General features: G+C 68.5%; 24 protein-coding genes. 16 read left to right on the top strand and 8 right to left on the bottom strand.

Going from position 1 to position 23,316, the window contains the following annotated elements:
• Positions 1 to 38 precede the first annotated feature (38 nt).
• From pqqB to folK, 8 genes are all read left to right on the top strand, one after another.
• The gene (pqqB, locus tag MKL01_RS26730) at positions 39 to 938 is read left to right on the top strand and encodes a pyrroloquinoline quinone biosynthesis protein PqqB (RefSeq protein ID WP_243908190.1); all 900 of its coding nucleotides are present in this window, start codon (positions 39 to 41) and stop codon (positions 936 to 938) included.
• Positions 939 to 1,216: 278 nt separating this feature from the next.
• A complete protein-coding gene (pqqC, locus tag MKL01_RS26725; RefSeq protein ID WP_243908189.1) occupies positions 1,217 to 2,302 on the top strand; it encodes a pyrroloquinoline-quinone synthase PqqC in 1,086 nt (361 codons plus the stop codon).
• The gene (gene pqqE / locus MKL01_RS26720; RefSeq protein WP_243908188.1) at positions 2,299 to 3,444 is read left to right on the top strand and encodes a pyrroloquinoline quinone biosynthesis protein PqqE; all 1,146 of its coding nucleotides are present in this window, start codon (positions 2,299 to 2,301) and stop codon (positions 3,442 to 3,444) included. Before pqqC ends, pqqE begins: the two co-directional genes overlap by 4 nt.
• Entirely contained in the window at positions 3,441 to 4,166 is a 726-nt protein-coding gene (locus tag MKL01_RS26715) for a hypothetical protein (RefSeq protein ID WP_243908187.1), read from the top strand. The genes pqqE and MKL01_RS26715 overlap by 4 nt, the downstream gene beginning before the upstream one ends.
• Positions 4,147 to 4,509 (top strand): hypothetical protein, encoded by a 363-nt coding sequence (locus tag MKL01_RS26710; protein ID WP_243908186.1) that lies wholly within the window; start codon positions 4,147 to 4,149, stop codon positions 4,507 to 4,509. Before MKL01_RS26715 ends, MKL01_RS26710 begins: the two co-directional genes overlap by 20 nt.
• A gap of 85 nt (positions 4,510 to 4,594) precedes the next feature.
• Positions 4,595 to 5,431: a dihydropteroate synthase gene (gene folP, locus MKL01_RS26705; RefSeq protein WP_243908185.1), complete on the top strand. Its 837-nt coding sequence runs from the start codon at positions 4,595 to 4,597 to the stop codon at positions 5,429 to 5,431.
• A gap of 2 nt (positions 5,432 to 5,433) precedes the next feature.
• A complete protein-coding gene (gene folB / locus MKL01_RS26700) occupies positions 5,434 to 5,811 on the top strand; it encodes a dihydroneopterin aldolase (protein WP_243908184.1) in 378 nt (125 codons plus the stop codon).
• Entirely contained in the window at positions 5,808 to 6,290 is a 483-nt protein-coding gene (gene folK, locus MKL01_RS26695; protein WP_243908183.1) for a 2-amino-4-hydroxy-6-hydroxymethyldihydropteridine diphosphokinase, read from the top strand. The genes folB and folK overlap by 4 nt, the downstream gene beginning before the upstream one ends.
• A gap of 384 nt (positions 6,291 to 6,674) precedes the next feature.
• Here the strand turns inward: folK and xoxJ are convergent, their stop codons facing one another.
• From xoxJ to MKL01_RS26665, 6 genes are all read right to left on the bottom strand, one after another.
• Positions 6,675 to 7,535 carry a rare earth element methanol dehydrogenase accessory protein XoxJ gene (gene xoxJ, locus MKL01_RS26690; protein WP_243908182.1) on the bottom strand — a complete coding sequence of 287 codons (861 nt, stop codon included), beginning with the start codon at positions 7,533 to 7,535 and terminating at the stop codon, positions 6,675 to 6,677.
• On the bottom strand, positions 7,520 to 8,131 hold the full coding sequence (locus MKL01_RS26685) for a c-type cytochrome, methanol metabolism-related (RefSeq protein WP_243908181.1): 612 nt from the start codon (positions 8,129 to 8,131) through the stop codon (positions 7,520 to 7,522). The genes xoxJ and MKL01_RS26685 overlap by 16 nt, the downstream gene beginning before the upstream one ends.
• A 134-nt stretch (positions 8,132 to 8,265) precedes the next feature.
• Positions 8,266 to 10,071: a lanthanide-dependent methanol dehydrogenase XoxF1 gene (xoxF1, locus tag MKL01_RS26680; RefSeq protein WP_243908180.1), complete on the bottom strand. Its 1,806-nt coding sequence runs from the start codon at positions 10,069 to 10,071 to the stop codon at positions 8,266 to 8,268.
• 710 nt (positions 10,072 to 10,781) lie between these two features.
• Positions 10,782 to 11,048, bottom strand: a complete 267-nt coding sequence (locus MKL01_RS26675; protein WP_243908179.1) for a hypothetical protein — start codon at positions 11,046 to 11,048, stop codon at positions 10,782 to 10,784.
• 129 nt (positions 11,049 to 11,177) lie between these two features.
• On the bottom strand, positions 11,178 to 12,365 hold the full coding sequence (gene rnd / locus MKL01_RS26670) for a ribonuclease D (RefSeq protein WP_243908225.1): 1,188 nt from the start codon (positions 12,363 to 12,365) through the stop codon (positions 11,178 to 11,180).
• 75 nt (positions 12,366 to 12,440) lie between these two features.
• Complete coding sequence (locus tag MKL01_RS26665) at positions 12,441 to 12,851, bottom strand: hypothetical protein (RefSeq protein ID WP_243908178.1); 411 nt, start codon at positions 12,849 to 12,851, stop codon at positions 12,441 to 12,443.
• Positions 12,852 to 12,996: 145 nt separating this feature from the next.
• Here MKL01_RS26665 and aspS point away from each other — a divergent pair, with 145 nt between their 5' ends.
• The 6 genes from aspS (at position 12,997) to MKL01_RS26635 (ending at position 18,455) form a co-directional block, all read left to right on the top strand.
• Positions 12,997 to 14,838 carry an aspartate--tRNA ligase gene (aspS, locus tag MKL01_RS26660; RefSeq protein WP_243908177.1) on the top strand — a complete coding sequence of 614 codons (1,842 nt, stop codon included), beginning with the start codon at positions 12,997 to 12,999 and terminating at the stop codon, positions 14,836 to 14,838.
• 21 nt (positions 14,839 to 14,859) lie between these two features.
• Positions 14,860 to 15,729, top strand: coding sequence for a glycosyltransferase family 2 protein (locus MKL01_RS26655; RefSeq protein WP_243908176.1), 870 nt, complete (start codon positions 14,860 to 14,862; stop codon positions 15,727 to 15,729).
• On the top strand, positions 15,720 to 16,805 hold the full coding sequence (locus tag MKL01_RS26650; protein ID WP_409566347.1) for an acyltransferase family protein: 1,086 nt from the start codon (positions 15,720 to 15,722) through the stop codon (positions 16,803 to 16,805). The genes MKL01_RS26655 and MKL01_RS26650 overlap by 10 nt, the downstream gene beginning before the upstream one ends.
• Positions 16,806 to 16,846: 41 nt before the next feature.
• Positions 16,847 to 17,134 (top strand): hypothetical protein, encoded by a 288-nt coding sequence (locus MKL01_RS26645; RefSeq protein ID WP_243908174.1) that lies wholly within the window; start codon positions 16,847 to 16,849, stop codon positions 17,132 to 17,134.
• 60 nt (positions 17,135 to 17,194) lie between these two features.
• Positions 17,195 to 17,779, top strand: coding sequence for a hypothetical protein (locus tag MKL01_RS26640; protein ID WP_243908173.1), 585 nt, complete (start codon positions 17,195 to 17,197; stop codon positions 17,777 to 17,779).
• Between the two features lie 283 nt (positions 17,780 to 18,062).
• Positions 18,063 to 18,455 carry a hypothetical protein gene (locus MKL01_RS26635; RefSeq protein WP_243908172.1) on the top strand — a complete coding sequence of 131 codons (393 nt, stop codon included), beginning with the start codon at positions 18,063 to 18,065 and terminating at the stop codon, positions 18,453 to 18,455.
• Between the two features lie 13 nt (positions 18,456 to 18,468).
• Here the strand turns inward: MKL01_RS26635 and MKL01_RS26630 are convergent, their stop codons facing one another.
• Complete coding sequence (locus tag MKL01_RS26630; RefSeq protein WP_243908171.1) at positions 18,469 to 18,723, bottom strand: DUF3297 family protein; 255 nt, start codon at positions 18,721 to 18,723, stop codon at positions 18,469 to 18,471.
• Positions 18,724 to 18,762: 39 nt separating this feature from the next.
• Positions 18,763 to 19,380 (bottom strand): CatB-related O-acetyltransferase, encoded by a 618-nt coding sequence (locus tag MKL01_RS26625; RefSeq protein WP_279604909.1) that lies wholly within the window; start codon positions 19,378 to 19,380, stop codon positions 18,763 to 18,765.
• 78 nt (positions 19,381 to 19,458) lie between these two features.
• Between MKL01_RS26625 and MKL01_RS26620 the strand changes: the two genes are divergently transcribed.
• Both MKL01_RS26620 and MKL01_RS26615 read left to right on the top strand, forming a co-directional pair.
• Positions 19,459 to 21,789 carry an NADP-dependent malic enzyme gene (locus MKL01_RS26620; protein WP_279604880.1) on the top strand — a complete coding sequence of 777 codons (2,331 nt, stop codon included), beginning with the start codon at positions 19,459 to 19,461 and terminating at the stop codon, positions 21,787 to 21,789.
• Positions 21,790 to 21,869: 80 nt separating this feature from the next.
• Entirely contained in the window at positions 21,870 to 23,315 is a 1,446-nt protein-coding gene (locus MKL01_RS26615) for an acetamidase/formamidase family protein (protein WP_243908170.1), read from the top strand.
• Position 23,316: the final 1 nt, after the last annotated feature.

The following is a 23,316-nucleotide window of genomic DNA, read 5'->3' as shown; positions in this document are numbered from 1 at the left end:
CTGAGATTCCTCGGGCCGGGGATCGCGGGAGCCGCACCATGCGCGTCGTGATCCTCGGTTCCGCGGCCGGCGGCGGCCTTCCGCAATGGAATTGCCGCTGCCCCATCTGCACGCTGGCGCGGTCCGAGCCGGACCGGGTGCGGCCCCGGACCCAGTCGAGCATCGCGGTCTCCGCTGACGGGTCGGACTGGCTGCTGATCAACGCCTCGCCGGACGTCCGGCAACAGCTCTCCGACAACCCCCAGATGCACCCGCGCACGGGACTGCGCGACTCGCCAATCCGCGCCGTGCTCCTGACGAACGGCGACGTGGATCACGTCGCCGGGCTCCTGACCCTGCGCGAGGGCCAGCCCTACACCCTCTACGCCACCGGCGGCATCCTCGATTCCGTGAACGCGAACCGCGTATTCGACGTGATGGCGGACGGCGTTGTCGCCCGCCGGGCCGTCGGCATGGACGAGCGGTTCGAGCCCCTGCCCGGCCTGTCGGTCACGCTCTTCCCGGTCCCCGGCAAGGTGCCGCTCTGGCTGGAGGACGAGACCATGGAGATCGGCGCCGAGACCGAGACGACGGTCGGGGCGCTGATCGAGGCCGGCGGGCGCCGCCTCGCCTACGTGCCCGGCTGCGCTCGGGTCACCGATGGCCTGCGTGAACGGATCGCCGGCGCGGACGCGCTGCTGTTCGACGGCACCGTGCTCCACGACGACGACATGATCCGGGCCGGCGTCGGCACGAAGACCGGCTGGCGCATGGGCCACGTGCCGATGCGCGGCGAGAACGGGTCGATCGACGCGCTGGCCGGCGTCGAGATCGGGCGGCGCATCTTCGTGCATATCAACAACACCAACCCGGTGCTGGTCGAAGGCTCGCCGGAGCGGGCCGCCGTCGAGGCCGCCGGCTGGACGGTGGCGCATGACGGACTGCGCTTGGCGCTCTAGGCCGGCGGATACACGAGAACGCGGATGAACCGGACCGTCCAAACCGTTCCTCGCTCAGTCTGAAGGCCGGCTCGGAACGCGTTCGCGTAACGCGCCTTGCCGGGCGGGCTCTGTGACGCAGGCGTCTCGGGCGCGAACCGGGTGCCGGGCCGGAACCGGGAGTTGGGCCGGTCGGCCACCGGCACTATATCGGCCCTGAGCCCAACTAGTTAACCCGTCGATGCGGGCGGGATCAGGATGACAGGAAACGCGAGCCGAGAACGGACGCCGGAAACGCCATGAACGCACTCTTCCCAACCCCCGATGCCGCCGAGAGCCAGCGCCTCCTGAGCCCCGAGGAGCTGGAAGCGGCGCTGCGCGACATCGGCGCGCGTCGCTACCACAACCTGCACCCGTTCCATCGACTGCTGCACGACGGGAAGCTGTCGAAGGATCAGGTCCGGGCCTGGGCGCTGAACCGCTACTATTACCAGGCGATGATCCCGGTGAAGGACGCCGCCGTCCTCGCCCGCATGACCGACGCGTCGCTGCGGCGGATCTGGCGTCAGCGCATCGTCGATCATGACGGCGATCACGAGGGCGACGGCGGCATCGAGCGCTGGCTGAAACTCGCCGAAGGCGTCGGCTTCGAACGCGACTACGTGCTGTCGACCCGGGGCATCCTCTCGGCCACCAAGTTCTCCGTCGAGGCCTACGTCCATTTCGTCGCCGAGAAGACCCTCCTGGAGGCGATCGCCTCGTCGCTGACCGAGATGTTCTCGCCGACGATCATTTCCGAGCGCGTCGCCGGGATGCTGAAGAACTACGACTTCATCACCAAGGATACGCTCGCGTATTTCGACAAGCGCCTGACGCAGGCCCCGCGGGACGCCGACTTCGCCCTCGACTACGTCAAGCGGCACGCGACCACGCCGGAGCTGCAGCGCCGGGCCATGGCGGCCCTGACCTTCAAGTGCACCGTCCTGTGGACGCAGCTCGACGCCCTGTACTTCGCCTATGTCGCCCCCGGGATGATCCCGCCGGATGCCTGGCGTCCGGGCGAAGGCCTCGTCGCCGAGCCGGCGCCGGGCCAGGCACAGGGCCCGGGCCGCAAGATGGCCGCCGAGGACCGTCCCCGCCTGCCCCGGGGCGTGCGGCTGCGCAACGACGAGACCCGCGGCAAGTACGTCCTCCTCGCCCCCGAGCGCACCTTCGACCTCGACGACAATGCCGTGGCGGTCCTCAAGCTGGTCGACGGCAGCCGCAGCGTTGCCGACATCGCGGATGAACTGGGCCGGACCTACGCGGCCGATCCGCGAGCCATCGAGGCCGACGTCCTGCAGATGCTCGACGGCCTCGCGGAGAAACGGGTTCTCGAGCGATGAACGCCCTGACGCCGAACCGGCCCGAGGTGCCGGCTCCGGTGGGTCTGCTCGCCGAGCTGACCCATCGCTGCCCGCTGCGCTGTCCCTACTGCTCCAACCCGCTGGAACTCGACCGCCGCTCAGGCGAGCTCGATACGGCGACGTGGCAGCGCGTCCTCACCGAGGCCGCGGGCCTCGGCGTGCTCCACGTGCACCTCTCCGGGGGTGAGCCGACGGCGCGCAACGACATCGTCGAGATCACCAAGACCTGCGCGGATCTCGGCCTCTACTCGAACCTGATCACCTCGGGCGTCGGCGGCGCGCTGGCCAAGCTGCAGGCGCTTTACGATGTCGGCCTCGACCACGTACAGCTCTCGGTCCAGGGCGTCGATGCGCAGAACGCCGAACGGATCGGCGGCCTGAAGAATGCGCAGCCCCAGAAATTTGAGTTCGCCGCCCAGGTCGTGGCGCTCGGCCTGCCGCTGACGCTGAATTCGGTGATCCATCGCGGCAACATCCACGAGGTCGCCGGCTTCATCGATCTGGCGGTGACGATGGGTGCCAAGCGCCTCGAGGTGGCGCACACGCAGTATTACGGCTGGGCCTACGTCAACCGCGCCGCGCTGATGCCCGACAAGGCGCAGGTGGACGAGTCGATCCGCATCGTCGAGGCCGCGCGCGAGCGGCTGAAGGGCCAGCTCGTCATCGATCTCGTGGTGCCCGACTACTACGCGAAATACCCGAAAGCCTGCGCCGGCGGCTGGGGGCGCAAGCTGATAAACGTCACGCCTCAGGGGAAGGTCCTGCCCTGTCACGCCGCCGAGACGATCCCGGGGCTGGAATTCTGGAACGTCACCGGGCATTCCCTCGGCGAGATCTGGCGCGACTCGCCGGCCTTCACCGCCTATCGCGGCACCGACTGGATGAAGGAGCCCTGCCGCTCCTGCGACCGCCGCGAGAAGGATTGGGGCGGCTGCCGCTGCCAGGCTTTGGCGCTCGCCGGCGACGCGGCGGCCACCGACCCGGCCTGCTCGCTCTCGCCGCTGCACGCCAAGGTGCGGGCGCTGGCCACCGAGGAGGCGGCCGAGAGCCCGCCGGATTACGTCTATCGGACGATCGGCAGCAACGTCCGGTCGCCGCTCAAGGAGGAATTCCACTCGTGAGACGTCATGTCGTGAGAGGTCTGGCCACGACGGCCGCCGCGCTGGTGCTGGCCGCGCTGCCGGCCTACGCCGAGGATGCGCCGAAGCCCGCCGCCGTCACCCAGGCCAATGCCGCGGCGCCGCCCTCGGCGGCGGACCTGCTGTTCGACCAGCCGCACATGAAGAACACGGCGCCCGGCTCGACCATCACGTACGATTACCTGCGCCGCTCCGGCATCTCCAGCGGGCCGTTCGGGGCGCCCCTGGACGACACGGTGGTGCTCAAGGTGGCGCCCGGGAAGAGCCCCGAGGCGCGCGACATCGTCGTCACGATGTTCTCGGGCCTGAACCGGGTCCCGGCCGGGCCCTTCGAGGACATGCCGGGCAACCCGGTCGTCTCCCTGTTCCTGGAGAACCACCTGCGCGGACTCGCCAAGGCGCTGGAGGCCAATCCGCGCTACCTGAAGCTCGCGATCCGCAAGGGCCTGCGCGAGAAGGCGGTCGTCTCGCCGACGAAGGTGACGTTCGGCGGTCACGAGGTCGACGGCTGGCGCGTGACGACGAAGCCGTTCGAAGGCGACGCCCTGGCGCAGCGGATGCGCGGCATGGACGACCTGACCTACACCTTCGTCACCGCCCCCTCCGTCCCCGGCGAGATCGTCTCGATCGAGGCGGCGTCGAAGACGCGGGACGGCGGCGAGTTGCTTGAGGAGAAGCTGAGCTATGATCAGAAGGCTGGCTGAACGGGGTGCCCTGGCTGCCCTCGCCCTGACCCTGTCGGGTCTGGCCGGCTGGGCCGCCGAGGAGAACGACTATCCCACCGATGCGCGGGTCGATTACGTCTTCGGCTGCATGGCGGCCAACGGCCAGACCCGCGAGAGCCTGCAGAAGTGCTCCTGCTCGCTGGATCAGCTCGCCGCGATCCTGCCGTACGACAAGTACGTCCAGGCGAGCACGATCCTGTCGATGCGTCAGGGCGTCGGCAACCGCGCCAACGAGTTCAAGTCGACCAAGGTCTTCGACGACAAGGTCGCGGAACTCCGTCGTGCGCAAGCCGAGGCCGAGATCCGCTGCTACCGCGGCTGAAAGTGCAGGGGCCGGCCGAGATTGCGCCGGCCTCGCGATTCGCGCACACGCATCCCGTACCGCGCTCGTGAACGGGACCTGCTCCGTGACCGCCTCTTCCGGCCTGTCCGACCTCCTGCCCGCGCTCGGTGGGCGCACGCTGGTCATGGGCATCCTCAACGTCACCCCGGATTCCTTCTCCGACGGCGGCCTGTTCGCCGGCGCGGCCGAGGCCGTGTCGCAGGCGGAACGGCTGGTCGCCGAGGGCGCGGCGATCCTCGATGTCGGCGGTGAGTCGACCCGGCCCGGTCACGTCCCGGTCTCCGCCGAGGAGGAGCAGGCGCGGGTGCTCCCGGTGATCCGTGCGGTTGCGCCCAGGCTGCCGGTGCCGATCTCCATCGACACCTACAAGGCCTCCACGGCGCGCGTCGCGCTCAAGGCCGGGGCCCGGATCGTGAACGACGTCTGGGGTCTGCAGCGCGAGCCCGACATCGCCTCCGTGGCGGCCGCGTACGGAGCGCCGGTCATCATCATGCACAACCGCGAGACGATCGACGCCGACATCGACATCGTCGCCGATATGCTCGGATTCTTCGAGCGGTCCCTGGGCATCGCGCACCGGGCGGGCCTCGCGGACTCCGACATCGTCCTCGATCCGGGGGTCGGCTTCGGCAAGACCTGGGCGCAGCATCTCGAGGCGCTGAGGCGGCTCCCGGAGATCCGCGCCCTCGGGTATCCGGTGCTCGTGGGCGTGTCCCGTAAATCCCTCCTCGGGCGCCTGCACGACCGCGAGACCCGCCCGGCGGACCGGCTCCACGGCTCCCTCGCGGCCCACGCCGTCGCGGCGGCGCTCGGCGCCGACATCGTGCGGGTGCACGACGTGGCGGCCCACATCGATGCGATGCGCGTCGTCGACGCGATCCTGCGGCCGGAGGCGCGGTGAGCATGGGCGACGACCTGATCCGCGTCACCCGGATCGCCGTGTTCGGGCGGCACGGCGTCCTGCCCGAGGAGGCGGTGCTGGGCCAGCGCTTCTACATTTCCCTCGAGGCCCGTCTGGACCTCGGCGCCGCCGGTCGTTCCGACGATGTCGCCGGCACGGTGAGCTACGCCGATCTCACCGAGATCGCGGTCGGGATCGCCACGGAACGGCGGTTCAACCTGATCGAAGCCCTCGCGGAGTCGATCGCCGCCACGATCCTCGCGCGGTTCCCGGCGGTGGACGCCATCGCCGTGCGGGTCGACAAGCCCAGCGCCCCGGTCCCGGCCATCCTCGACGGCGTCAGCGTCGAGATCACCCGCCGTCGGGAGGTCCGCCGATGAAGGCCTATCTCGGGATCGGCAGCAACATCGGCGACATGGCGGCGCTGCTCGACCGGGCGGTCGCGGGTCTCGCCGCGACGCCCGGAATCACCGTGACCGCACGCTCGGCCGACTACCGCACGCCCCCCTGGGGCAAGACCGATCAGCCGTGGTTCCTCAACGGCGCCGTCGCGATCGAGACCGCGCTCGATCCGCACGGACTGCTCGACGCCTGCCTGCGCGTGGAGCACGATCTCGGCCGCGTCCGGGAGGAGCGCTGGGGGCCGCGGGTGATCGATATCGACGTCCTGGCCTACGAGGGGGCCGCCGTGGACGACGCGCGCCTCGTCCTGCCGCACCGATACGTGCGCGAGCGGGCTTTCGTGCTGGTGCCCCTCGCCGAGATCGCGCCGGACCTCGTCATCGGCGGCGAGCGCGTGGTCGACGCGCTGGCAAAGCTCGACCGCACCGGGATCGCGCGGGCCGGAACCCCGGCCTGAACGAAGGCGGCGATCCGGGGACGGTTCCGGAGGGCGACCGCATCCCGATGCGGCCGAAGCGCCGCGGATGCGCCGATCTCGCGGAGGCCGTTTGATCGCCTCGGTCGAAAGTCCCGCGCCGACATCGCGGATGCCGCGATGAGAGCATGCGCGGATTGAATTGGATCACGCGCTTGCCGGTCTGGGCGCGACTCTCCTCCCCGCAAGGGGGAGGAGAGCGCGTCGCGCTTCCTGATCCGCATCAGATAGAAAATATTCTCAGGTAGCGCCGGCGGTGAGCGCGGCACCGCCCGGACCGCTTCGCTCCATCGGGTAGTCAAAGGGACCAAGCCGGGCCTCGAGACGGCGTCGCCGCCCCGGTCGGATCGGTCGCGCACGCGCCCGTCAGCGCTCGCCGGGCTCGGCCAGCCTGTTCTCCTCGGCGTCGAGGAGCGGCACGTCGAATTCGCGCAGGACAGCGTCGATATCGGCCCTGCGCTTGCGCAGGACGGTGTTGAGGGTGCGCTTCCAATCGTTCTCGCCGATCCGGACGCCCATGGCGATGCGGTAGGCCATCGGCGGCCGCTCCGGTTCCTTGAGCAGCGGCACGACGGTCATGGGCGTGCCCGACTGCTTGGCGAGCCAGCCTGCCGCCGGCCCCCACAGGACGGCGGCGTCGATCTCCTTGGCGGCGAGCGCCGCCACGATCTCGGCCGCGACCGTCTGGTACTTGCGGGACGGGTCGAGCTGGTAGGGCGCGTACGCCTTCATCGTCGAGACGAGGCCGAGTTCGCCCATGCGGTTGACCGGCGGCGTCCCGGCGATCACCCCGATGCTCCTGCCCTTGAGGCGGACGTCGTCGAGACCCGTCACGCCATCGAACTCGCCCTTGCGGGTGACCAGCGTGTAGGCAGAGCGGTAATAGGGGTTGGTCGTCTGGACGAGGTCGCTGCCGAAGGCCTGACCCATGATCAAGTCGCACAGGCCGGTGCCGAGGGTGTTGCGCACGAACCCCGGCCCCTGGGTGAGCCAGTAGTAGCGGACCTTGATCTTCAACTCGTCGGCGATGATCGCCGCGATCTTGTTCTCGAAACCGTCGTCCTTGCGCTCGGAGAACGGCATGTTGCCCGGATCGCCGCAGACGCGCAGCACGTCCGTGGTGACCGTGTCGGGGAGGTGCTGGGCGAGCGCCCCCTGCGCGCCCGTCAAAGACAGGGCACAGAGGGCTGCGATCCGGGCGAAGGCCGACATCAGCCGCCCATGCATTCCTTCTCCGCCTTCTTGGCGCCGTCGGGCTTGTCCTCGTGGTCCGAGGGCCGGATCCGTCCGACCGCCCCGGAGGCGCGCGCCTTCAGATAGACGTAGAGGTCGTCCGAGTAGCACATGACGTTCTTGTTGTCGCCGAAGGCCGGCATGACCTTCTGCTCGGAGGCGCTCACGTCCTGCTTGCCGCCGACCAGGATGCCGATGAACTCCTCGTACGAGAGGTGCTTCAGCGAATCCTTCAGCGCGGGCGCGTAGGTGGAACCCATGCCGTCGGGGCCGTGGCAGACGTGGCACTCCGCGTGATACCGGCGGTAGCCCGAGTACGCATACCAGTCGAGCTTCTTGCCGTCCTGGGTGACGTGGAACGTCGGGTGGCCTTCGGCGTCGACGTACTTGCCGTCTTCCACCTTCACGGCAGCGTTGTCCTTGAGCAGCTTCGGATCCTGCTCGGCGGTCTTGTCGTTCGCGTTGAGCGAATTCGCGAGGGCGGGGTCGGCGGGCTTTGCATCCTCAGCATGTACGGCCGCCGCGGAGACGGCAGCTAGGGCGAGGGCGGCGATAACCGGCCGCGTTACGATCGTGCTGAGGTTGAGCAACGCATAAGTCTCCCTGGAGCGAGGCCTTTCGCCTTCCTTCGAGCCGTAGCCTCTTGCGTCTGAGTCTAATCATAAGGATGCCGGCGCGGGAACCCGCGCCGGCATCGTTTTTCACACTTGCACCCTGCGGCCGATTAGTTCGGCAGGGCGAAGACGGTGAGCTGACCGCCGAGGTTGGTGTACTGCGACAGAGCCGCGTAGCCACCCACCGCGCCGAGACCGGCGTTCGGATCGGTCAGGCCGGCCGCGAGGCCGATGCCGGCCCAGCCGCCGACGCCCGACAGGACGCCCACGTACTGCTTGCCCTTGTGCTGGTAGGTCATCACGTTGCCGATGATGCCCGACGGGGTCTTGAACTTGAACAGCTCCTTGCCGGTCTTGTCGTCGACCGCCTTCAGGTAGCCCTCAAGCGTCCCGTAGAACACCACGTCGCCGGCCGTGGCCAGAGCACCGGACCACACCGAGAACTGCTCGGCGTCGGACCACTTGATCTTGCCGGTCGTGCCGTCCCAGGCGATGAAGTTGCCCATGCCGCCGTGCGAGTTCGGAGCCGGGTACATCGACAGGGTCGCACCGACGTAGGGCTGGCCCGGGGTGTAGGTCACCCGGAACGGCTCGTAGTCCATGCAGACGTGGTTGGTGGGCACGTAGAACAGGTTGGTCTTCGGCGAGAAGGCCGCGGGCTGCTGATCCTTCGACCCGAGGGCCGCCGGGCAGATGCCCTTGGAGTTGGTGTCCTCACCGTTCTGCTCGGTCGAGTACTTCGACACGACCAGCGGACGGCCGTAGGTCTTCGAGCCCTTGTCCATGTCGACCTTGGACGCCCAGTTCACGGCCGGGTCGTACTTCTCGGCGACCAGAAGGGCGCCGGTCTCGCGGTTCAGCGTGTAGCCGAAGCCGTTGCGGTCGAAGTGGGTCAGGAGCGGCTGCTCCTTGCCGTCGATCTTCTGATCCGTGAGGATCATCTCGTTGATGCCGTCGTAGTCCCACTCGTCGTGCGGGGTCATCTGATAGACCCACTTGGCCACGCCGGTATCCGGGTTACGCGCCCAGACGGTCATGGACCAACGGTTGTCGCCCGGACGCTGCTTGGGGTTCCAGGTCGAGGGGTTGCCCGAGCCGTAGTACATCAGGTCGAGCTTGGGGTCGTACGAGAACCAGCCCCAGGTGCAGCCGCCGCCGGTCTTCCACTGATCGCCTTCCCAGGTCTTCAGCGAGGAGTCCTTGCCGACCGGCTTGCCGAGGTAGGTGGTCTTCTCCGGGTCGACCAGCATCTGGTCGTCCGGACCCTCGGAGTAGCCGCGCCACACCTTCTTGCCGGTCTTCAGGTCGTAGGCGGTGACGTGGCACTGCACGCCGAACTCGCCGCCCGAGATGCCGACGATGACCTTGTCCTTGACCGGCAGAACCGTCGCGGTGTTGGTCTCGCCCTTCTTCGGGTCGCCGTTCACGACCGACCAGTTGACCTTGCCGGTCTTGGCGTCGAGCGACACGAGGGTGGTGTCGGCCTGGTGCAGGAGGATGGCGCCGTCGGCGTAGGCGAGGCCACGGTTGACCGTGTCACAGCACATCACCGGGATCACGGACGGATCCTGCTTCGGCTCGTACTTCCAGACGATCTTCGCCTCGTGGTCGAGGTCGAGGGCGTACACGATGTTCGGGAACGGCGTGTGCACGTACATCATGTTGCCGACGACGAGGGGCGAGCCCTCGTGGCCGCGCAGGACGCCGGTCGAGAAGGTCCAGGCGACCTGGAGGTTCTTCACGTTCGACGCGTTGATCTGGTCGAGCTTCGAATACCGAGTATTCGCGTAGTCGACCGTCTGAAGGACTTGCTCCGCCGGATTGGCAATGCCCTTCAGGACGCTTTCGTTGGCCAGCGCCGGCGCGGCAACGGCCGCGACGCTCGCGCCAAGCGCAAGGAGATGTACCGCTCTCATGGGTTCCTCCGACAAGTCTTTGAGAGTCGTTAGGGCGCGTTGAGAGAACGCGTCGCTCGGACCCCGACCTGACTGTTTGCGACAGGGATGGACGCCTCGGTAGCGGGCATAGTGGACTTCGAGGAGATCTACGGACCCCCTAGCCAGGAACCGCCATCCCTGAGGCGGTCCCCTCGAAACCGAGGCTTGGACGGACCTTAAGAGATTTTTGAGCGCCGTCAACTCGCTGTTCCGCGCGTTTCGCCGCACGGTGAAAGGTTCTTTGCAGGTAACAAAACATCGCCGTCTGTCATGCACCTGCGAAAAGAAATGTTGCGATGCACCAAACGGGATGCATTCTTTTGGCTTGTTCTCACGGCGACGCGTCGGTCGGCCATGCAGACCTTGCAAGCGTTGAAGCTCTGCTGTGCCTAACTATGCGCGCTCCGCGGTTCACGGCTGGTGCGGTGCTGCTTTTGTGGGCGGACTCCGTCGGCGCCGTGTTCGCAGTGCGGGAGTAAGCGACGACCGGCCGACGAGGGCGCCCCGGCCAACGATCCCGTGCGCTCAGTCGCCGCATGGGCGAGTCGCAGGATTTGGCGGGTCGCCGCGTATTTGCCGGTACTGATTTGCCGAATCATCCCGACGGCTCCAGTCAGCCACGACGCCCGTATGGCGCGAAGCCGGCCGCTCCGTCGCCGCCGGTTTTCCGAACGGCGTCGACCACCGAATCAAAGCGCGCCGACCGGTCCCGTGCTCTCGAACTCCGCCGTATCGCCGATGAGATCGGTGATCGAGATGTTGAGGCGACGCCCGTTCGCGAGGCGGAGCTGCGCGTCGGGCTCGAGCCAGATGGGCCGCAGGCCCGCGTGACTGCCGTTCAGGGTGCCGAAGGCGACGATGCCGCCCTCGCGCCGTTCCACCACCACGCGGTAACGGACGCGGGCGGAGCCGCAGCCCTCCGCCGAGACCAGCCCCCGACCGGTCAGAGTCTTCAAGACTTCGTTCGGCTCAAGCATACGCGCAGCGGAGGGCGGGATTAATCGGCAACGGCATTGCCATTTAGTCCCGACCGTCGGGCGAGTCACGTCTGCGGAAGCGGTTTGTCGTGCTCCGCGCGGGCTTTGTCAGTCGGCGGCGCCGGGCGCCTCGTCGGCGGAGGTCGGGTCGAGCGTGCGCACCACGATGCGGCCAGCCTCCACGGACAGGGCCAGGCGCCCCTGCTTGAGCGCGAGGGCCTTCTCGCCGAACAGCGTCCGACGCCAGCCCTGCAGGGCCGGAACCTCGGCCGCGTCGTCATCGGCGACGGCTTCCAGATCATCGACGGTGGCGATGATCTTCGGCGCGACGCCCTCGGCCTCGCAGACCGCCTTCAGAAGCACCTTCAGGAGCTCCACGATCGCGCCGTTGCCTCCGCTCCGGCGCGCCCGCTCGGGCATGCGGATGTCGCTGGTGTCGCGCAAGAGGCCGCGCTCCACGGCGGCCAGGATCTCTCCGCCGGTTCGTGAGCGTTCGAACCCGGCCGGGATGGTCCGCAGGCGGCCCAGCGCTTCGGCATTCCGCGGGGCGGCGGACGCGATGTCGATGACCGCCTCGTCCTTCAGCACGCGGCCGCGCGGCACGTTGCGGGCCTGCGCCTCGCCCTCGCGCCACGCCGCGACCTCCATCAGCACGGCGATCTCGCGGGGCTTGCGCATCCGGCCGGACAGCCGCCGCCACGCCTGTCCCGGATCGGCCCGATAGGTGTCCGGCGACGTCAGCACCGCCATCTCCTCGTCGAGCCAGGCACCGCGATCGGTGCGCAGGAGCTCGGCGACGAGGACCTCGTAGACCTTCACGAGGTGCGTGACGTCCGAGAGGGCGTAGGTGAGCTGCGCCTCCGAGAGCGGCCGGCGGGACCAGTCGGTGAAGCGGGACGACTTGTCGATCTTGGCCTTGGCGACATCGTTGACGAGCTGCTCATACGAGACGGAGTCGCCGTAGCCGCACACCATGGCGGCGACCTGCGTGTCGAAGAACGGTTGCGGCAGGATCCCGCCCATCAGCCAGACGATCTCGAGATCCTGGCGGGCGGAGTGGAACACTTTCACGGTCCGCTCATCCGCCATCAGGTCGATGAAGGGCTGGAGATCGATGCCGGGCGCCAGGGGATCGACCAGCACCGCGGTGCCGTCCGGAGCCGCCATCTGTACGAGGCAGAGCTTGGGATAATACGTCGTCTCGCGCATGAACTCCGTGTCGACGGTCACGAAGGGCTGCTCGGCGAGACGCGCGCAGATCTCACGCAGCGTGTCGGTTGTGGTGATCAGGTCCATGACCCGGCTATACGCAACCCGCGCCGACATGGGGAGGGACCACCGCGCAGGTCCCCATCTTCCCCGCATTCCCCGTCACGATATCAGCTCTGCCGCTCCCGCGCGGGCTGCCCCGCGGCGCACCCGCGCCTGGCGCCGGATTCGCGTGGCGTGCGCCCGGCGTTGCGCCTCCGCGCGGCCGAGCAGCCGGTCCAGGATCCCGGTCTCGATGCGCTCGCCGGTGGCGCCGTCGACCAGCCGGCGGATCCGATCGACCCGGAAGCCGCGATAGCCGCCGCGCCGGGCATCGATGCCGCCGAGCAGGGTCCGCCCCGGACCGAGCTTCAGCTCGCGCGCCGCCAGGGACCGGTTGCTCCAGGCGCCGGCCGCGTCCTCGTAGACGAGGTCGAAACGGCCATCGAGCGGCAGCGTCCGCCAGGCACCGGACGCCGTGGCGACCGGCGTTTCACGCGGCTCCCGCGTGTGGGAAAAAGCGTTGTGGCTCATGGACATCATATGGGGATCGCGCGGCCGTTCCGGTAGGCGCGGAGGGCGGTCCGGGCCCGGCTTTCGGAGCCGTGGCGCCCGTCCCGCGCTTGACTTGGGGGGCCTCGCGTGAATGGTGCCGGCCTTCCCACGGAAGAAGCCCGTCATGCACCGTTACCGTTCCCACACCTGCGGGGCGATCCGCCCGTCCGACGTCGGCCAGCGCGTCCGCCTCTCCGGCTGGTGCCACCGCATCCGCGACCACGGGGGCGTGCTGTTCATCGACCTGCGGGACCATTACGGCCTGACGCAGTGCGTGGTGGATTCCGACTCGCCGGCCTTCAAGGCCGCCGAAGGGGTGCGCTCGGAATGGGTGGTGCGGATCGACGGCCGAGTCCGCACTCGTCCGGCCGGCACGGAGAACGCCGAGCTGCCGACCGGCGCGGTCGAGGTCTATATCGACGACCTGGAGGTGCTGGGGCCGGCCGGGGAGCTGCCGCTGCCGGTCTTCGGCGACCTGGAATATCCCGAGGAGACGCGGCTCCGGTACCGCTTCCTCGACCTGCGGCGGGAGAAGCTGCACGCCAACATCATGAAGCGCGGCGCGATCATCGATTCGCTGCGGCGCCGGATGCGCGAGGGCGGCTTCTTCGAGTTCCAGACCCCGATCCTGACCGCCTCGTCGCCGGAGGGCGCCCGCGACTATCTGGTGCCCTCCCGGGTCCATCCCGGCAAGTTCTACGCGCTCCCGCAGGCGCCGCAGCAATTCAAGCAGCTGACGATGATCGCGGGCTTCGACCGGTATTTCCAGATCGCCCCCTGTTTCCGCGACGAGGACGCTCGGGCGGATCGCTCGCCGGGCGAGTTCTACCAGCTCGACATCGAGATGAGCTTCGTCACCCAGGAGGACGTGTTCCAGGCGGTCGAGCCGGTCCTGCGGGGCGTCTTCGAGGAGTTCGCCGCGGGCCGGCGCGTGACCCCGGCATTCCCGCGGATCACCTTCGCGGAGTCGATGCTGAAGTATGGCGTCGACAAGCCGGATCTGCGCAACCCGCTGATCATCGCCGACGTCACCGACGCCTTCGCCCGCCCGGACGTGGCCTTCAAGGCCTTCCAGGGGGTGATCGCGGGGGGCGGCGTGGTCCGGGCGATCCCGGCGACCGGGGCGGCCGCGCAGCCGCGGTCGTTCTTCGACAAGCTGAACGACTGGGCCCGGTCCGAGGGCGCGCCGGGACTCGGCTACATCGTCTTCGAGGACGAGAACGGCCGGCTCTCCGGCAAGGGCCCGATCGCCAAGTTCATCCCGGCCGAGGTCCAGGCGCTGATCGCCGAGCGGGCGGGCGTCAAGGCCGGCGACGCGGTGTTCTTCTCCGCCGGGCCCGAGGCGAAGGCGGCCGGCCTCGCCGGCAAGGCCCGTATCCGCATCGGCGACGAACTGGGGCTGTGTGACAAGGATCAGTACGCGTTCTGCTGGATCACCGACTTCCCGATGTACGAGTGGAGCGAGGAGGAGAAGCGGATCGACTTCTCCCACAACCCGTTCTCGATGCCCAACATCGACCGCGACGAGTTTCTCGGCTTGGACCTCGCCGCCCTCGCGGCCGAGGACGAGACCGGCCCGGTCACCAGGAAAGTCCTCGGGATCAAGGCGTTCCAGTACGACATCGTGTGCAACGGCGTCGAACTGTCCTCCGGAGCGATCCGCAACCATCGTCCGGACGTCATGGAGAAGGCCTTCGCGATCGCCGGCTACGGCCAGGAGGTACTGGAGCAGAAGTTCGGCGGCATGCTCAACGCCCTGCGCATGGGCGCCCCGCCGCACGGCGGCATCGCGCCGGGCGTCGACCGCATCGTCATGCTCCTGTGCAACGAACCGAACATCCGCGAAGTGGTGCTGTTCCCGATGAATCAGCGCGCCGAGGACCTGATGATGGGCGCCCCCTCGGAGGCGACCCCCAAGCAGTTGCGGGAGCTGCATATCCGCCTCAACCTGCCCGAGAAGCTTTGAGCCTGGCAGACCCGCCGCGCGGTGGCGGCCCTCGTCGCGATCGTCGTGGCGCATGACAGTGCCGAGATGCTGCCGGCCTGCCTGGCGGCGCTGGCCGCCCAGCACGTGCCGGCGATCGTGGTCGACAACGCCAGCCGCGACGCTTCCGTGGCGGTCGCGGAGGCCGCAGGCGCACGGGTGATCCGCAACACCCGCAACCAGGGCTACGGCCGCGCCAACAACCGGGGCGTCCGGGCCGCGGAGGCGGCGGAGCACGTCCTGATCGTCAACCCGGACGTCGTCCTGCGCCCGGGCGCGGCGACGGCGCTCCTGGACGCGGCCCGGGCCTGGCCGGATGCAGGCCTCCTGGCGCCGCGGCTCGTCGAGGCCGACGGCCGCTTCTTCTACCAGGCGCGCTCGTTGCTGGCGCCCTATCTCACCAATCCCGGCGGCCGCCGCGCGCTGCCGCAGGGCGATGCCTGCGCGCCGTTCCTCTCCGGGGCTTGCCTGATGATCCCGCGCGCGCTCTTCCTGGACCTCGGCGGCTTCGACGAGAACATCTTCCTGTTCTACGAGGACGACGACCTGTGCCGGCGCCTCGCGGAGTCCGGGCGCGCCCTCGTCCATGTCCACGGAGCCGAGGCGCTGCACGGCCGCGGCCGGTCCTCGGCGGCGGAGCCGGGGCGGGTGTTCCGCAGCCGCTGGCACCAGTCCTGGTCGCGAGCCTATGTCAGCCGCAAGTACGGCCTGCCCGACCCGAGCCTCGCCGCCCTGATGAGCAACCTGCCGAAGGCCCTCCTGTCCGCGCTGGTGCTGCGCCGTGCCGGCCTGGAGCGCTACGGCGGCTCGGCGGCCGGCGCCCTGGCTTTCCTGCGCGGCCGGACGGCGCTCGGCCGTGAGGGATTGACGTGACCGTTGCTCCGACCATCGCGGCGGCCCTCGATCGCGGGCGGAACGGTTTTACCGGTCTGCGCCTCGCCCTCGCCCTGGCCGTGGTGATATCGCATGCCTTCAGCGTCGCGACCGGTGCGGCCGGGGACGAGCCGCTGGCGCGGGTGACCGGCTACACGCTCGGCGAGCACGCGGTGAACGGGTTCTTCGCCGTGTCGGGCTTCCTGGTCACCATGAGCGGCGACCGGCGCGGGATCCGCGACTACGTCCTCGCCAGGACCCTGCGGATCCTGCCGGGACTGGTGACCGCGACGCTCGTCGTGTCGCTCGGGCTCGGCGCCGCGCTGACCCGCCTGCCGCTCTCCGAGTACCTGCGCGACCCCGGATTGTGGTCGTTCATCCGCGGGACGCTCACGACCTTCAAGAGCAACGCCGCCCTCCCGGGCGTCTTCGAGGCCAATCCTTACCGGGCCCCCCTCGGCACGGTCTGGACGCTGAAATACGAGGTGCTGTGCTATCTCGGCGTCCTCGCCGCCGCCCTGTGCGGCCTGCTGAGGCGGCGCTGGTCGGCCCTGGTGATCGTCGCGGGGCTCGCGCTGGCGCTCTCCATCGTCACCGGGCTGCGCGGATCGGAGCTCGCCAAGGGCACCGAGACGGCCATGCGCCTGCCGCTGCTCTTCGCGGCCGGGGCGGCCCTGTATCTCTGGCGCGACCGCCTGCGGGTTTCAGCCGTCGCCCTCGCGTGCCTCGCCTTCGGCGCGGTCGTCCTCGCGCGGACGCCGGCCTACCCGGCGCTGCTGTTCCTGGGGGAGGCCTACGGCGCCGTCTGGCTCGCCCTCGGACCCATGGCGTGCGGGCCGTTCGATCCGCCCGCGGACCTGTCCTACGGGATCTATCTCTACGGCTGGCCGGTTCAACAGACCCTGCACGCCCTGTGCCCGCAGATGTCCGGGCCCGCCCTGCTGGCTCCGGCCTTCGCTTTGACACTGCCGGTGGCCGCCCTGTCCTGGTACGGGATCGAGCGACCGGCCCTGGCGCTGAAGGCGCGGGCGCTGGGGCGGCGACGCCTGGGCACGATCGAGCCGGCGGGGCCGTGAGCGATCACGATAGGGCACTCCCGCCCGCCGCAGCCTTGGCGTTGGCGGCGAAGCTGCTGCAAGCGCACGGCTTCATCATCGTCGCACGGAACGAGCGCGGCGACAGCCTCTACCTCGCGCTCCAGGGCCAGGACGCGACTCTTCGCCTGTCCAGCCATGCCCGCCGTCCCCGGCAGCGACGGACCCATCCCGAGGTCGTGACCAGCCTCGTCGTGGCCACGCCGAAGCGGGGCCGTCAGCTTTCAGCGATGATCGCGGCGGCCCAACGGGACTACGCGGCTCGCACAACCAAAGGCCCTGTTCAGGAAGAGCGGCCATTCGCCGAATAGGAAAAAATTGGCATAATACCGGCGATGCAATAGGTTTCTTGTCCAAACGGGGCAAGGCCGATGTCGCGACTCACGAACGATCGTCACGCCCAGGAGATCGCCACCCTTCGCGCCGAGCTCGCTGGCTTCGCTGTCGATGTCAAGCTGATCCAGTTCGAGAACGTTTTGAGCCGCAAGGACCGAGCCGACCAGCCGCGTGCGCCAGCCGGGCAGTCCGATGGCGGCCGCTGGGTTTCGGATGGCACGGACGGCGCCTCCGAGGCTCAATCGCGAACAGTAGACGCTGTGCTCGCAGATGGATCGCGGGTTCTCTCGATCCGGATCCGAGCCAAACCGCATACGGACTGGGACGAGCAGCACACGGTCACCGGACCGGACGGGACACGCACGGTCTTCGAGACCTCAGGTTTCACCCAGACGATCCGCGATGGTGACAGCGGCGAGATCCTGGCTCGCAGCACCCTCACCCGGGATGGGGCCGAACCGGAGGCCTTCGTCCGACTGGCTCGAAGCCGACCGCGGCCCTCCGATGAGCTGGCGCGGCGATTCGCGAGAACGCTCGAAGCCGCGGGATCGCTCTTCTCGGTTTTGTCCGGGCAGAATACCAAAGATCGTAAGGCTATATTTGCTGCACCCAATGACTAACCAACGTCAGTTTAGATCAATATACAACGCTGTGGCTTCGCGTGAGACGCTACTTAAGCAGTTACGTCTTAGATACATTCTGAATACTCCAGTACATCATATAGCATGTGGTGTGTTCATCGAAAGATCTTCCGATCCAGATTGCTTTCGACCTAGACTTGTCGCCTGCTCATTGTTCTATGCAGATTCGATCTCCGATATCCGCATAGGAACATTCTATGAGCCATTGATAAAGCCGGCCAGATCAGAAAATGCTGCGTGGCTATGGTCAGAACCGGACTCATTGACTGATGCGATTGAAGTTATTATCAATTATGCTGTTCCGAAAATGAAATTATTGAGTGAAATCGAGGGTTATTTGACTCTGCTATCTGGTGACAATCGCTTTTATGACGAAGAAGCCGAAGACCGCATGATCGTCTACATCGCGGCCGGAGACCTCGAGGCCGCTCGAAAGATCTGGCACGAGCAACAACCCTTGCACGCCCGCAGGACGTTCCCGCCGGGGTCTCTCCCGCATCGCTGGCAGACGCAACTCACCGCCGTGGCGGACCCGCTCATGGCCGGCGATCGCCCGGCGCTGGCCAGGATCCTGCACGAATGGGAGGCGGCCAACGTCCGGGGAACGGAGCTCGAGCCCTATTGGGAGCCCACGCCCTTCCCGCTGGAGCGATGATCCGGCGCGGATCTCAGCCCACGTCCGCCGCGTCGCGCAGATAAGGCTCCACCGGGCCCTTCAGCTTCACCGTCATCGGGTTGCCGGCGCGGTCGAGGGTCTTGCCAGCCGAGAGGCGCACCCAGCCCTCGCTCACGCAATATTCCTCGACGTTGGTCTTCTCGACGCCCTTGAAGCGGATGCCGATGCCGCGCTCGAGCAGGGCCGCGTCGTAGTAGGGGCTGTTCGGGTTGACCGAGAGGCGGTCTGGCAGCGCGGGGTCGGACATGGTCGGGCTCCGGGTTCGGCAGGCAATCCGGGCAGCGGATTACGCAATCCCCCGGCCTGCGGCAACGTCGCCGGCCGCCGCGACGAGGCGGGCGACGTCGCCGCTCTGCAGCAGCGGCACGAGCCGCGTCACCGCCTCGTGGGGCAGGTCCCACCACGCGGCCGCCATCAGCGCCGCCACGGTGTCCTCGTCGAAGCGGCGCCGCACCACCCGCGCCGGATTGCCGGCGACCACCGCGTAGGGCGGGACGTCGCGGGTCACCACGGCCCTGGCGGCCACCACTGCCCCGTGGCCCACCGTGACCCCCGAGAGGATCATGCAGCCGGATCCGAGCCAGACGTCGTGCCCGATCACCACGTCGCCCCGCGAGGCGTGGAAATCCTCCGGCGCCCGCGCGTCCGGGAACAACCCGCGCATCGCGGCGAACGGGTAGGTCGAGACCCAGTCGAGCCGGTGGTCGCCGCCGAGCAGGATCTCGACCTTGTCGGCGATGGAACAATAGCAACCGATCGTCAGCCGGCGGCCGCTTTCGGGGAAACGCACTTTTGGACGCCCGTACGAATAAGCGCCTATGGAGAAGCCGTAGGCCTTCGCCAGTTTGGCGAGGTGGATCCGGGTCTCGTTGTGCGGGTTGCGCCCCCTACGCAGCCGGTGCAACAGACCGGTCAAGACGCGAGCCCGTGCGATGCGCGATCGCGTCGTCCTCTGCGGAAAAGGTGAGCGGGAGCGTGGGCGATGGCCGATAACATGTCCGAGGACCTCAAGGCCGGGGCGCTCGTCTACCACCGCCTGCCCAAGCCCGGGAAGCTCGAGATCCAGGCGACCAAGCCCCTGGGCAACCAGCGCGACCTCGCGCTGGCCTACTCGCCCGGCGTGGCGGCGGCCTGCATGGCCATCCATGACGATCCGCAACAGGCCGCCGATCTGACGATCCGGCAGAACCTCGTGGCGGTGCTGTCGAACGGCACGGCCGTCCTGGGTCTCGGCGACATCGGACCGCTGGCCTCCAAGCCCGTGATGGAGGGCAAGGCGGTCCTGTTCAAGAAATTCGCCGGCATCGACGTGTTCGACATCGAGGTCGATCAGAAGGACGTCTCCAAGCTCGTCGACGTGGTCTGCGCCCTGGAGCCGACCTTCGGCGGCATCAACCTGGAGGACATCAAGGCGCCGGAGTGCTTCGAGGTCGAGGAGCAGTGCCGGGCCCGGATGAACATCCCGGTCTTCCACGACGACCAGCACGGCACCGCGATCATCGTGGCGGCGGCCGTGCTCAACGGCCTGGAACTCGCCGGCAAGAACCTGTCCGACGTCCGCATCGTCACCTCCGGGGCCGGTGCGGCCGCCCTCGCCTGCCTCAATCTCCTGGTCTCGCTCGGCGCCACCCGCGAGAACATCACGGTCACCGACATCAAGGGCGTGGTCTACAAGGGCCGCCCGGAGCTGATGGACCGGTGGAAGGACATCTACGCGCAGGAGACCAGCAAGCGGACGCTGGCCGAGGTCATCCCGGGGGCGGACGTCTTCATCGGCCTCTCGGCCGGCGGCGTCCTGAAGCCCGAATACCTCAAGGAGATGGCCGAGAAGCCGCTGATCATGGCGCTGGCCAACCCCTACCCGGAGATCATGCCGGACTTGGCGCAGACGGAGCGGCCGGACGCGATGATCTGCACGGGCCGGTCGGACTTCCCGAACCAGGTCAACAACGTCCTGTGCTTCCCCTACATCTTCCGCGGGGCCCTCGATGTCGGCGCCCACAAGATCAACGAGGAGATGAAGAAGGCCGCCGTGAAGGCGATCGCGGGGCTCGCCCACGAGACCACCTCCGACGTGGTCGCCCGGGCCTATGGCGGCGAGGCGCGGCCGTTCGGGCCGAACTCCCTGATCCCGAGCCCGTTCGACCCGCGCCTGATCCTGCGCATCGCCCCGGCGGTGGCCAAGGCCGCGATGGATTCCGGCGTCGCCGGGCGGCCGCTCGCCGATCTCGACGCCTATGTCGAGAGCCTCGACCGGTTCGTGCACCGGTCCGGCCTGATTATGAAGCCGCTGTTCTCGAAGGCGAAGGTCGAGCCCAAGCGGGTGATCTACGCCGAGGGCGAGGACGAGCGGGTGCTGCGCGCCGTGCAGGCGATCGTCGAGGACAAGGTGGCGCGGCCGATCCTGGTCGGCCGCCCGCGGGTGGTCGAGACCCGCCTGAAGCGCTTCGGCCTGTCGATCGAGCACGGCCGCGACTTCGAGTTGATCGACCCCGAGGACGATCCGCGCTACCGCGCCTACGTGCAGACCTACCTCGAGGTCGCCGGCCGGCGTGGCATCACGCCCGACGCGGCGCGCACGCTGGTGCGGACCAACAACACCGTGATCGGTGCCATCGCGGTGCGCCGCGGCGAGGCCGATGCCCTGATCTGCGGCCTGGAGGGCCGGTTCGAGACACGGCTGCGCATCATCCGCGACGTGATCGGGCTCGCCCCCGGCGCGGAGCAATGCGCGGCGATGAGTCTCGTGGTGACCCATAACGGCGCCTACTTCCTGGCCGACACCCATGTCCGCCAGAATCCCACGGCCGAGGAGATCGCCGACGTGGCCCAGGCCTGCGCCAGCCACGTGAGCCGCTTCGGGCTGACGCCGAAGATCGCGCTCCTGAGCCACTCCGATTTCGGGCAGTCGGATTCGCTCTCCGCGATGAAGATGCGGGACGCCCTCGCCCTGCTGCAGAAGCGCGACCCCCATCTGATGGTCGACGGCGAGATGCAGGCGGACTCGGCCCTCAGCGAGATGGTCCGCGACCGCGTGCTGCCGGGATCGCGGTTCAAGGGAGCGGCCAACGTGCTGATCTTCCCGAATCTCGACGCCGCCAACATCGCGTTCCAGTTCGCCAAGGTCCTGGCGGATGCCCTGCCGGTCGGTCCGCTGCTGATCGGTCCGGCCAAGCCCGCCCATATCCTGACGCCGTCGGTGACCGCCCGCGGGATCGTCAACGTCACGGCAGCCGCCGTGGTCGAGGCGCAGTCAGACCATGCGATGCCGGCCGAGCCCGGCGAGGGCGGCGTCGGCATGATCTCGGAGTGAGACGGCGCGACGACGGCCGCAAGCGTGGCCGTCGACTTGCTTTCCCTCTCCCGAGGCTTGGATACCTTGGGAGATGAGCCATGTGTGCGGGTGACGATCCGACTTGCCATGCCTTCGAGGAGCACCGGCGCCGGTTCCGAAAGGATCTGGAGCCGGAGCGACGTGCCTTCCTGAAGAGCAGTTTCGCCGCGACCGGCGCGGCGGCCGCGGCTTTCGCGGCCGGCGGCCCGTCGCTCGTGAGTCCGGCGCTCGCCCAGGCGAGCGCCGCCCGGATCGCCACGACCGCGCATTATCATCTGCCGGCGCATGCCGAGACCGTCCACTGGGGCTTCTTCAGCCGGAGCCTCAAGCCGCAGGTCGAGATCGGCTCGGGCGACTTCGTGACCATCGAGACGCTCACCCATCAGGCGAGCGACGATGCCGAGCGCATGATCGCGGGCGATCCGGGCGCCGAGAGCGTCTACCTCTGGACCAAGGACAAGATGGGCGTCACCCCCCGCGGCGCGGGGGCGATGGACGCCAAGATCGGCCCCGGCGGTGGGCTCGGGGTGCATATCTGCACCGGCCCGGTGGCGATGCGCGGCGCGGAACCCGGCGACGTCCTGGAGGTGCGCATCCTCGACGTCGCGCCCCGCCCCTGCGCCAACCCGAAGTACAAGGGTCTGGCCTTCGGCAGCAACGCGGCGGCGTGGTGGGGCTACCACTACAACGACCTGATCACCGGCGATAAGCCCCGGGAGGTCGTGACCATCTACGAGGTCGACGCGACCGGGGAGCGCGACTGGGCGCGGGCCGTCTACAGCTTCCGCTGGCCCGGCGTGACCGATCCGTTCGGCGTCTCCCACCCGACCATCGATTATCCCGGCCTGCCGGTGGACCACACGAAGACGCAGAAGACCTTCGAGGTGTTGAAGGGCATCCGGGTGCCGATCCGCCCGCATTTCGGCACGATGGGCGTGGCGCCCGCCGAAGCCGACCGGGTGAACACGATCCCGCCGAGCTACACCGGCGGCAACATCGACAATTGGCGGATCGGCAAGGGCGCGACCCTCTACTATCCGGTCGCGGTGCCGGGCGCCCTGTTCTCGGTGGGGGACCCCCATGCCAGCCAGGGGGATTCGGAACTGTGCGGCACCGCCATCGAGTGTTCGCTGACCGGGACGTTCCAGTTCGTCCTGCACAAGAAGGCCGACCTGCCCGGCACGCCGCTGGAGGGCCTCGATTTCCCGATGATCGAGACCCGCGAGGATTGGGTCCTGTCCGGCTTCAGCTATCCGAACTATCTGCGCGACCTCGGCCCCGATGCGCAGACGGCGATCTTCCAGAAATCCTCCATCGACCTCGCCATGCGCGACGCCTTCCGCAAGATGCGCCAGTTCCTGATGCACGCGAAAGGCCTGACCGAGGACGAGGCGATCTCGCTGATGTCGGTGGCGGTGGATTTCGGGATCACGCAGGTCGTCGACGGCAACTGGGGCGTCCACGCCGTGGTCAAGAAGGCGATCTTCTCCGATCGCGTCGCCTGAA

This window comes from Methylobacterium sp. J-070 (genome assembly GCF_022829385.1).
GTDB lineage: Bacteria > Pseudomonadota > Alphaproteobacteria > Rhizobiales > Beijerinckiaceae > Methylobacterium.
Note: the sequence above shows the minus strand (reverse complement) of the source record. Positions and strands in the feature narration are given on the sequence as shown.

Bases quoted from the DNA above. Each gene is read 5' to 3' on its own strand.
- folB (WP_243908184.1), top strand. From the start codon at position 5,434: ATGGGCGACGACCTGATCCGCGTCACCCGGATCGCCGTGTTCGGGCGG.
- MKL01_RS26620 (WP_279604880.1), top strand. From the start codon at position 19,459: ATGGCCGATAACATGTCCGAGGACCTCAAGGCCGGGGCGCTCGTCTAC.
- rnd (WP_243908225.1), bottom strand. From the start codon at position 12,365: ATGGACCTGATCACCACAACCGACACGCTGCGTGAGATCTGCGCGCGT.
- MKL01_RS26710 (WP_243908186.1), top strand. From the start codon at position 4,147: ATGATCAGAAGGCTGGCTGAACGGGGTGCCCTGGCTGCCCTCGCCCTG.
- pqqC (WP_243908189.1), top strand. From the start codon at position 1,217: ATGAACGCACTCTTCCCAACCCCCGATGCCGCCGAGAGCCAGCGCCTC.
- MKL01_RS26615 (WP_243908170.1), top strand. From the start codon at position 21,870: ATGTGTGCGGGTGACGATCCGACTTGCCATGCCTTCGAGGAGCACCGG.
- pqqB (WP_243908190.1), top strand. From the start codon at position 39: ATGCGCGTCGTGATCCTCGGTTCCGCGGCCGGCGGCGGCCTTCCGCAA.
- MKL01_RS26630 (WP_243908171.1), bottom strand. From the start codon at position 18,723: ATGTCCGACCCCGCGCTGCCAGACCGCCTCTCGGTCAACCCGAACAGC.
- MKL01_RS26665 (WP_243908178.1), bottom strand. From the start codon at position 12,851: ATGAGCCACAACGCTTTTTCCCACACGCGGGAGCCGCGTGAAACGCCG.
- xoxF1 (WP_243908180.1), bottom strand. From the start codon at position 10,071: ATGAGAGCGGTACATCTCCTTGCGCTTGGCGCGAGCGTCGCGGCCGTT.
- MKL01_RS26640 (WP_243908173.1), top strand. From the start codon at position 17,195: ATGTCGCGACTCACGAACGATCGTCACGCCCAGGAGATCGCCACCCTT.
- xoxJ (WP_243908182.1), bottom strand. From the start codon at position 7,535: ATGCATGGGCGGCTGATGTCGGCCTTCGCCCGGATCGCAGCCCTCTGT.
- pqqE (WP_243908188.1), top strand. From the start codon at position 2,299: ATGAACGCCCTGACGCCGAACCGGCCCGAGGTGCCGGCTCCGGTGGGT.
- folK (WP_243908183.1), top strand. From the start codon at position 5,808: ATGAAGGCCTATCTCGGGATCGGCAGCAACATCGGCGACATGGCGGCG.
- aspS (WP_243908177.1), top strand. From the start codon at position 12,997: ATGCACCGTTACCGTTCCCACACCTGCGGGGCGATCCGCCCGTCCGAC.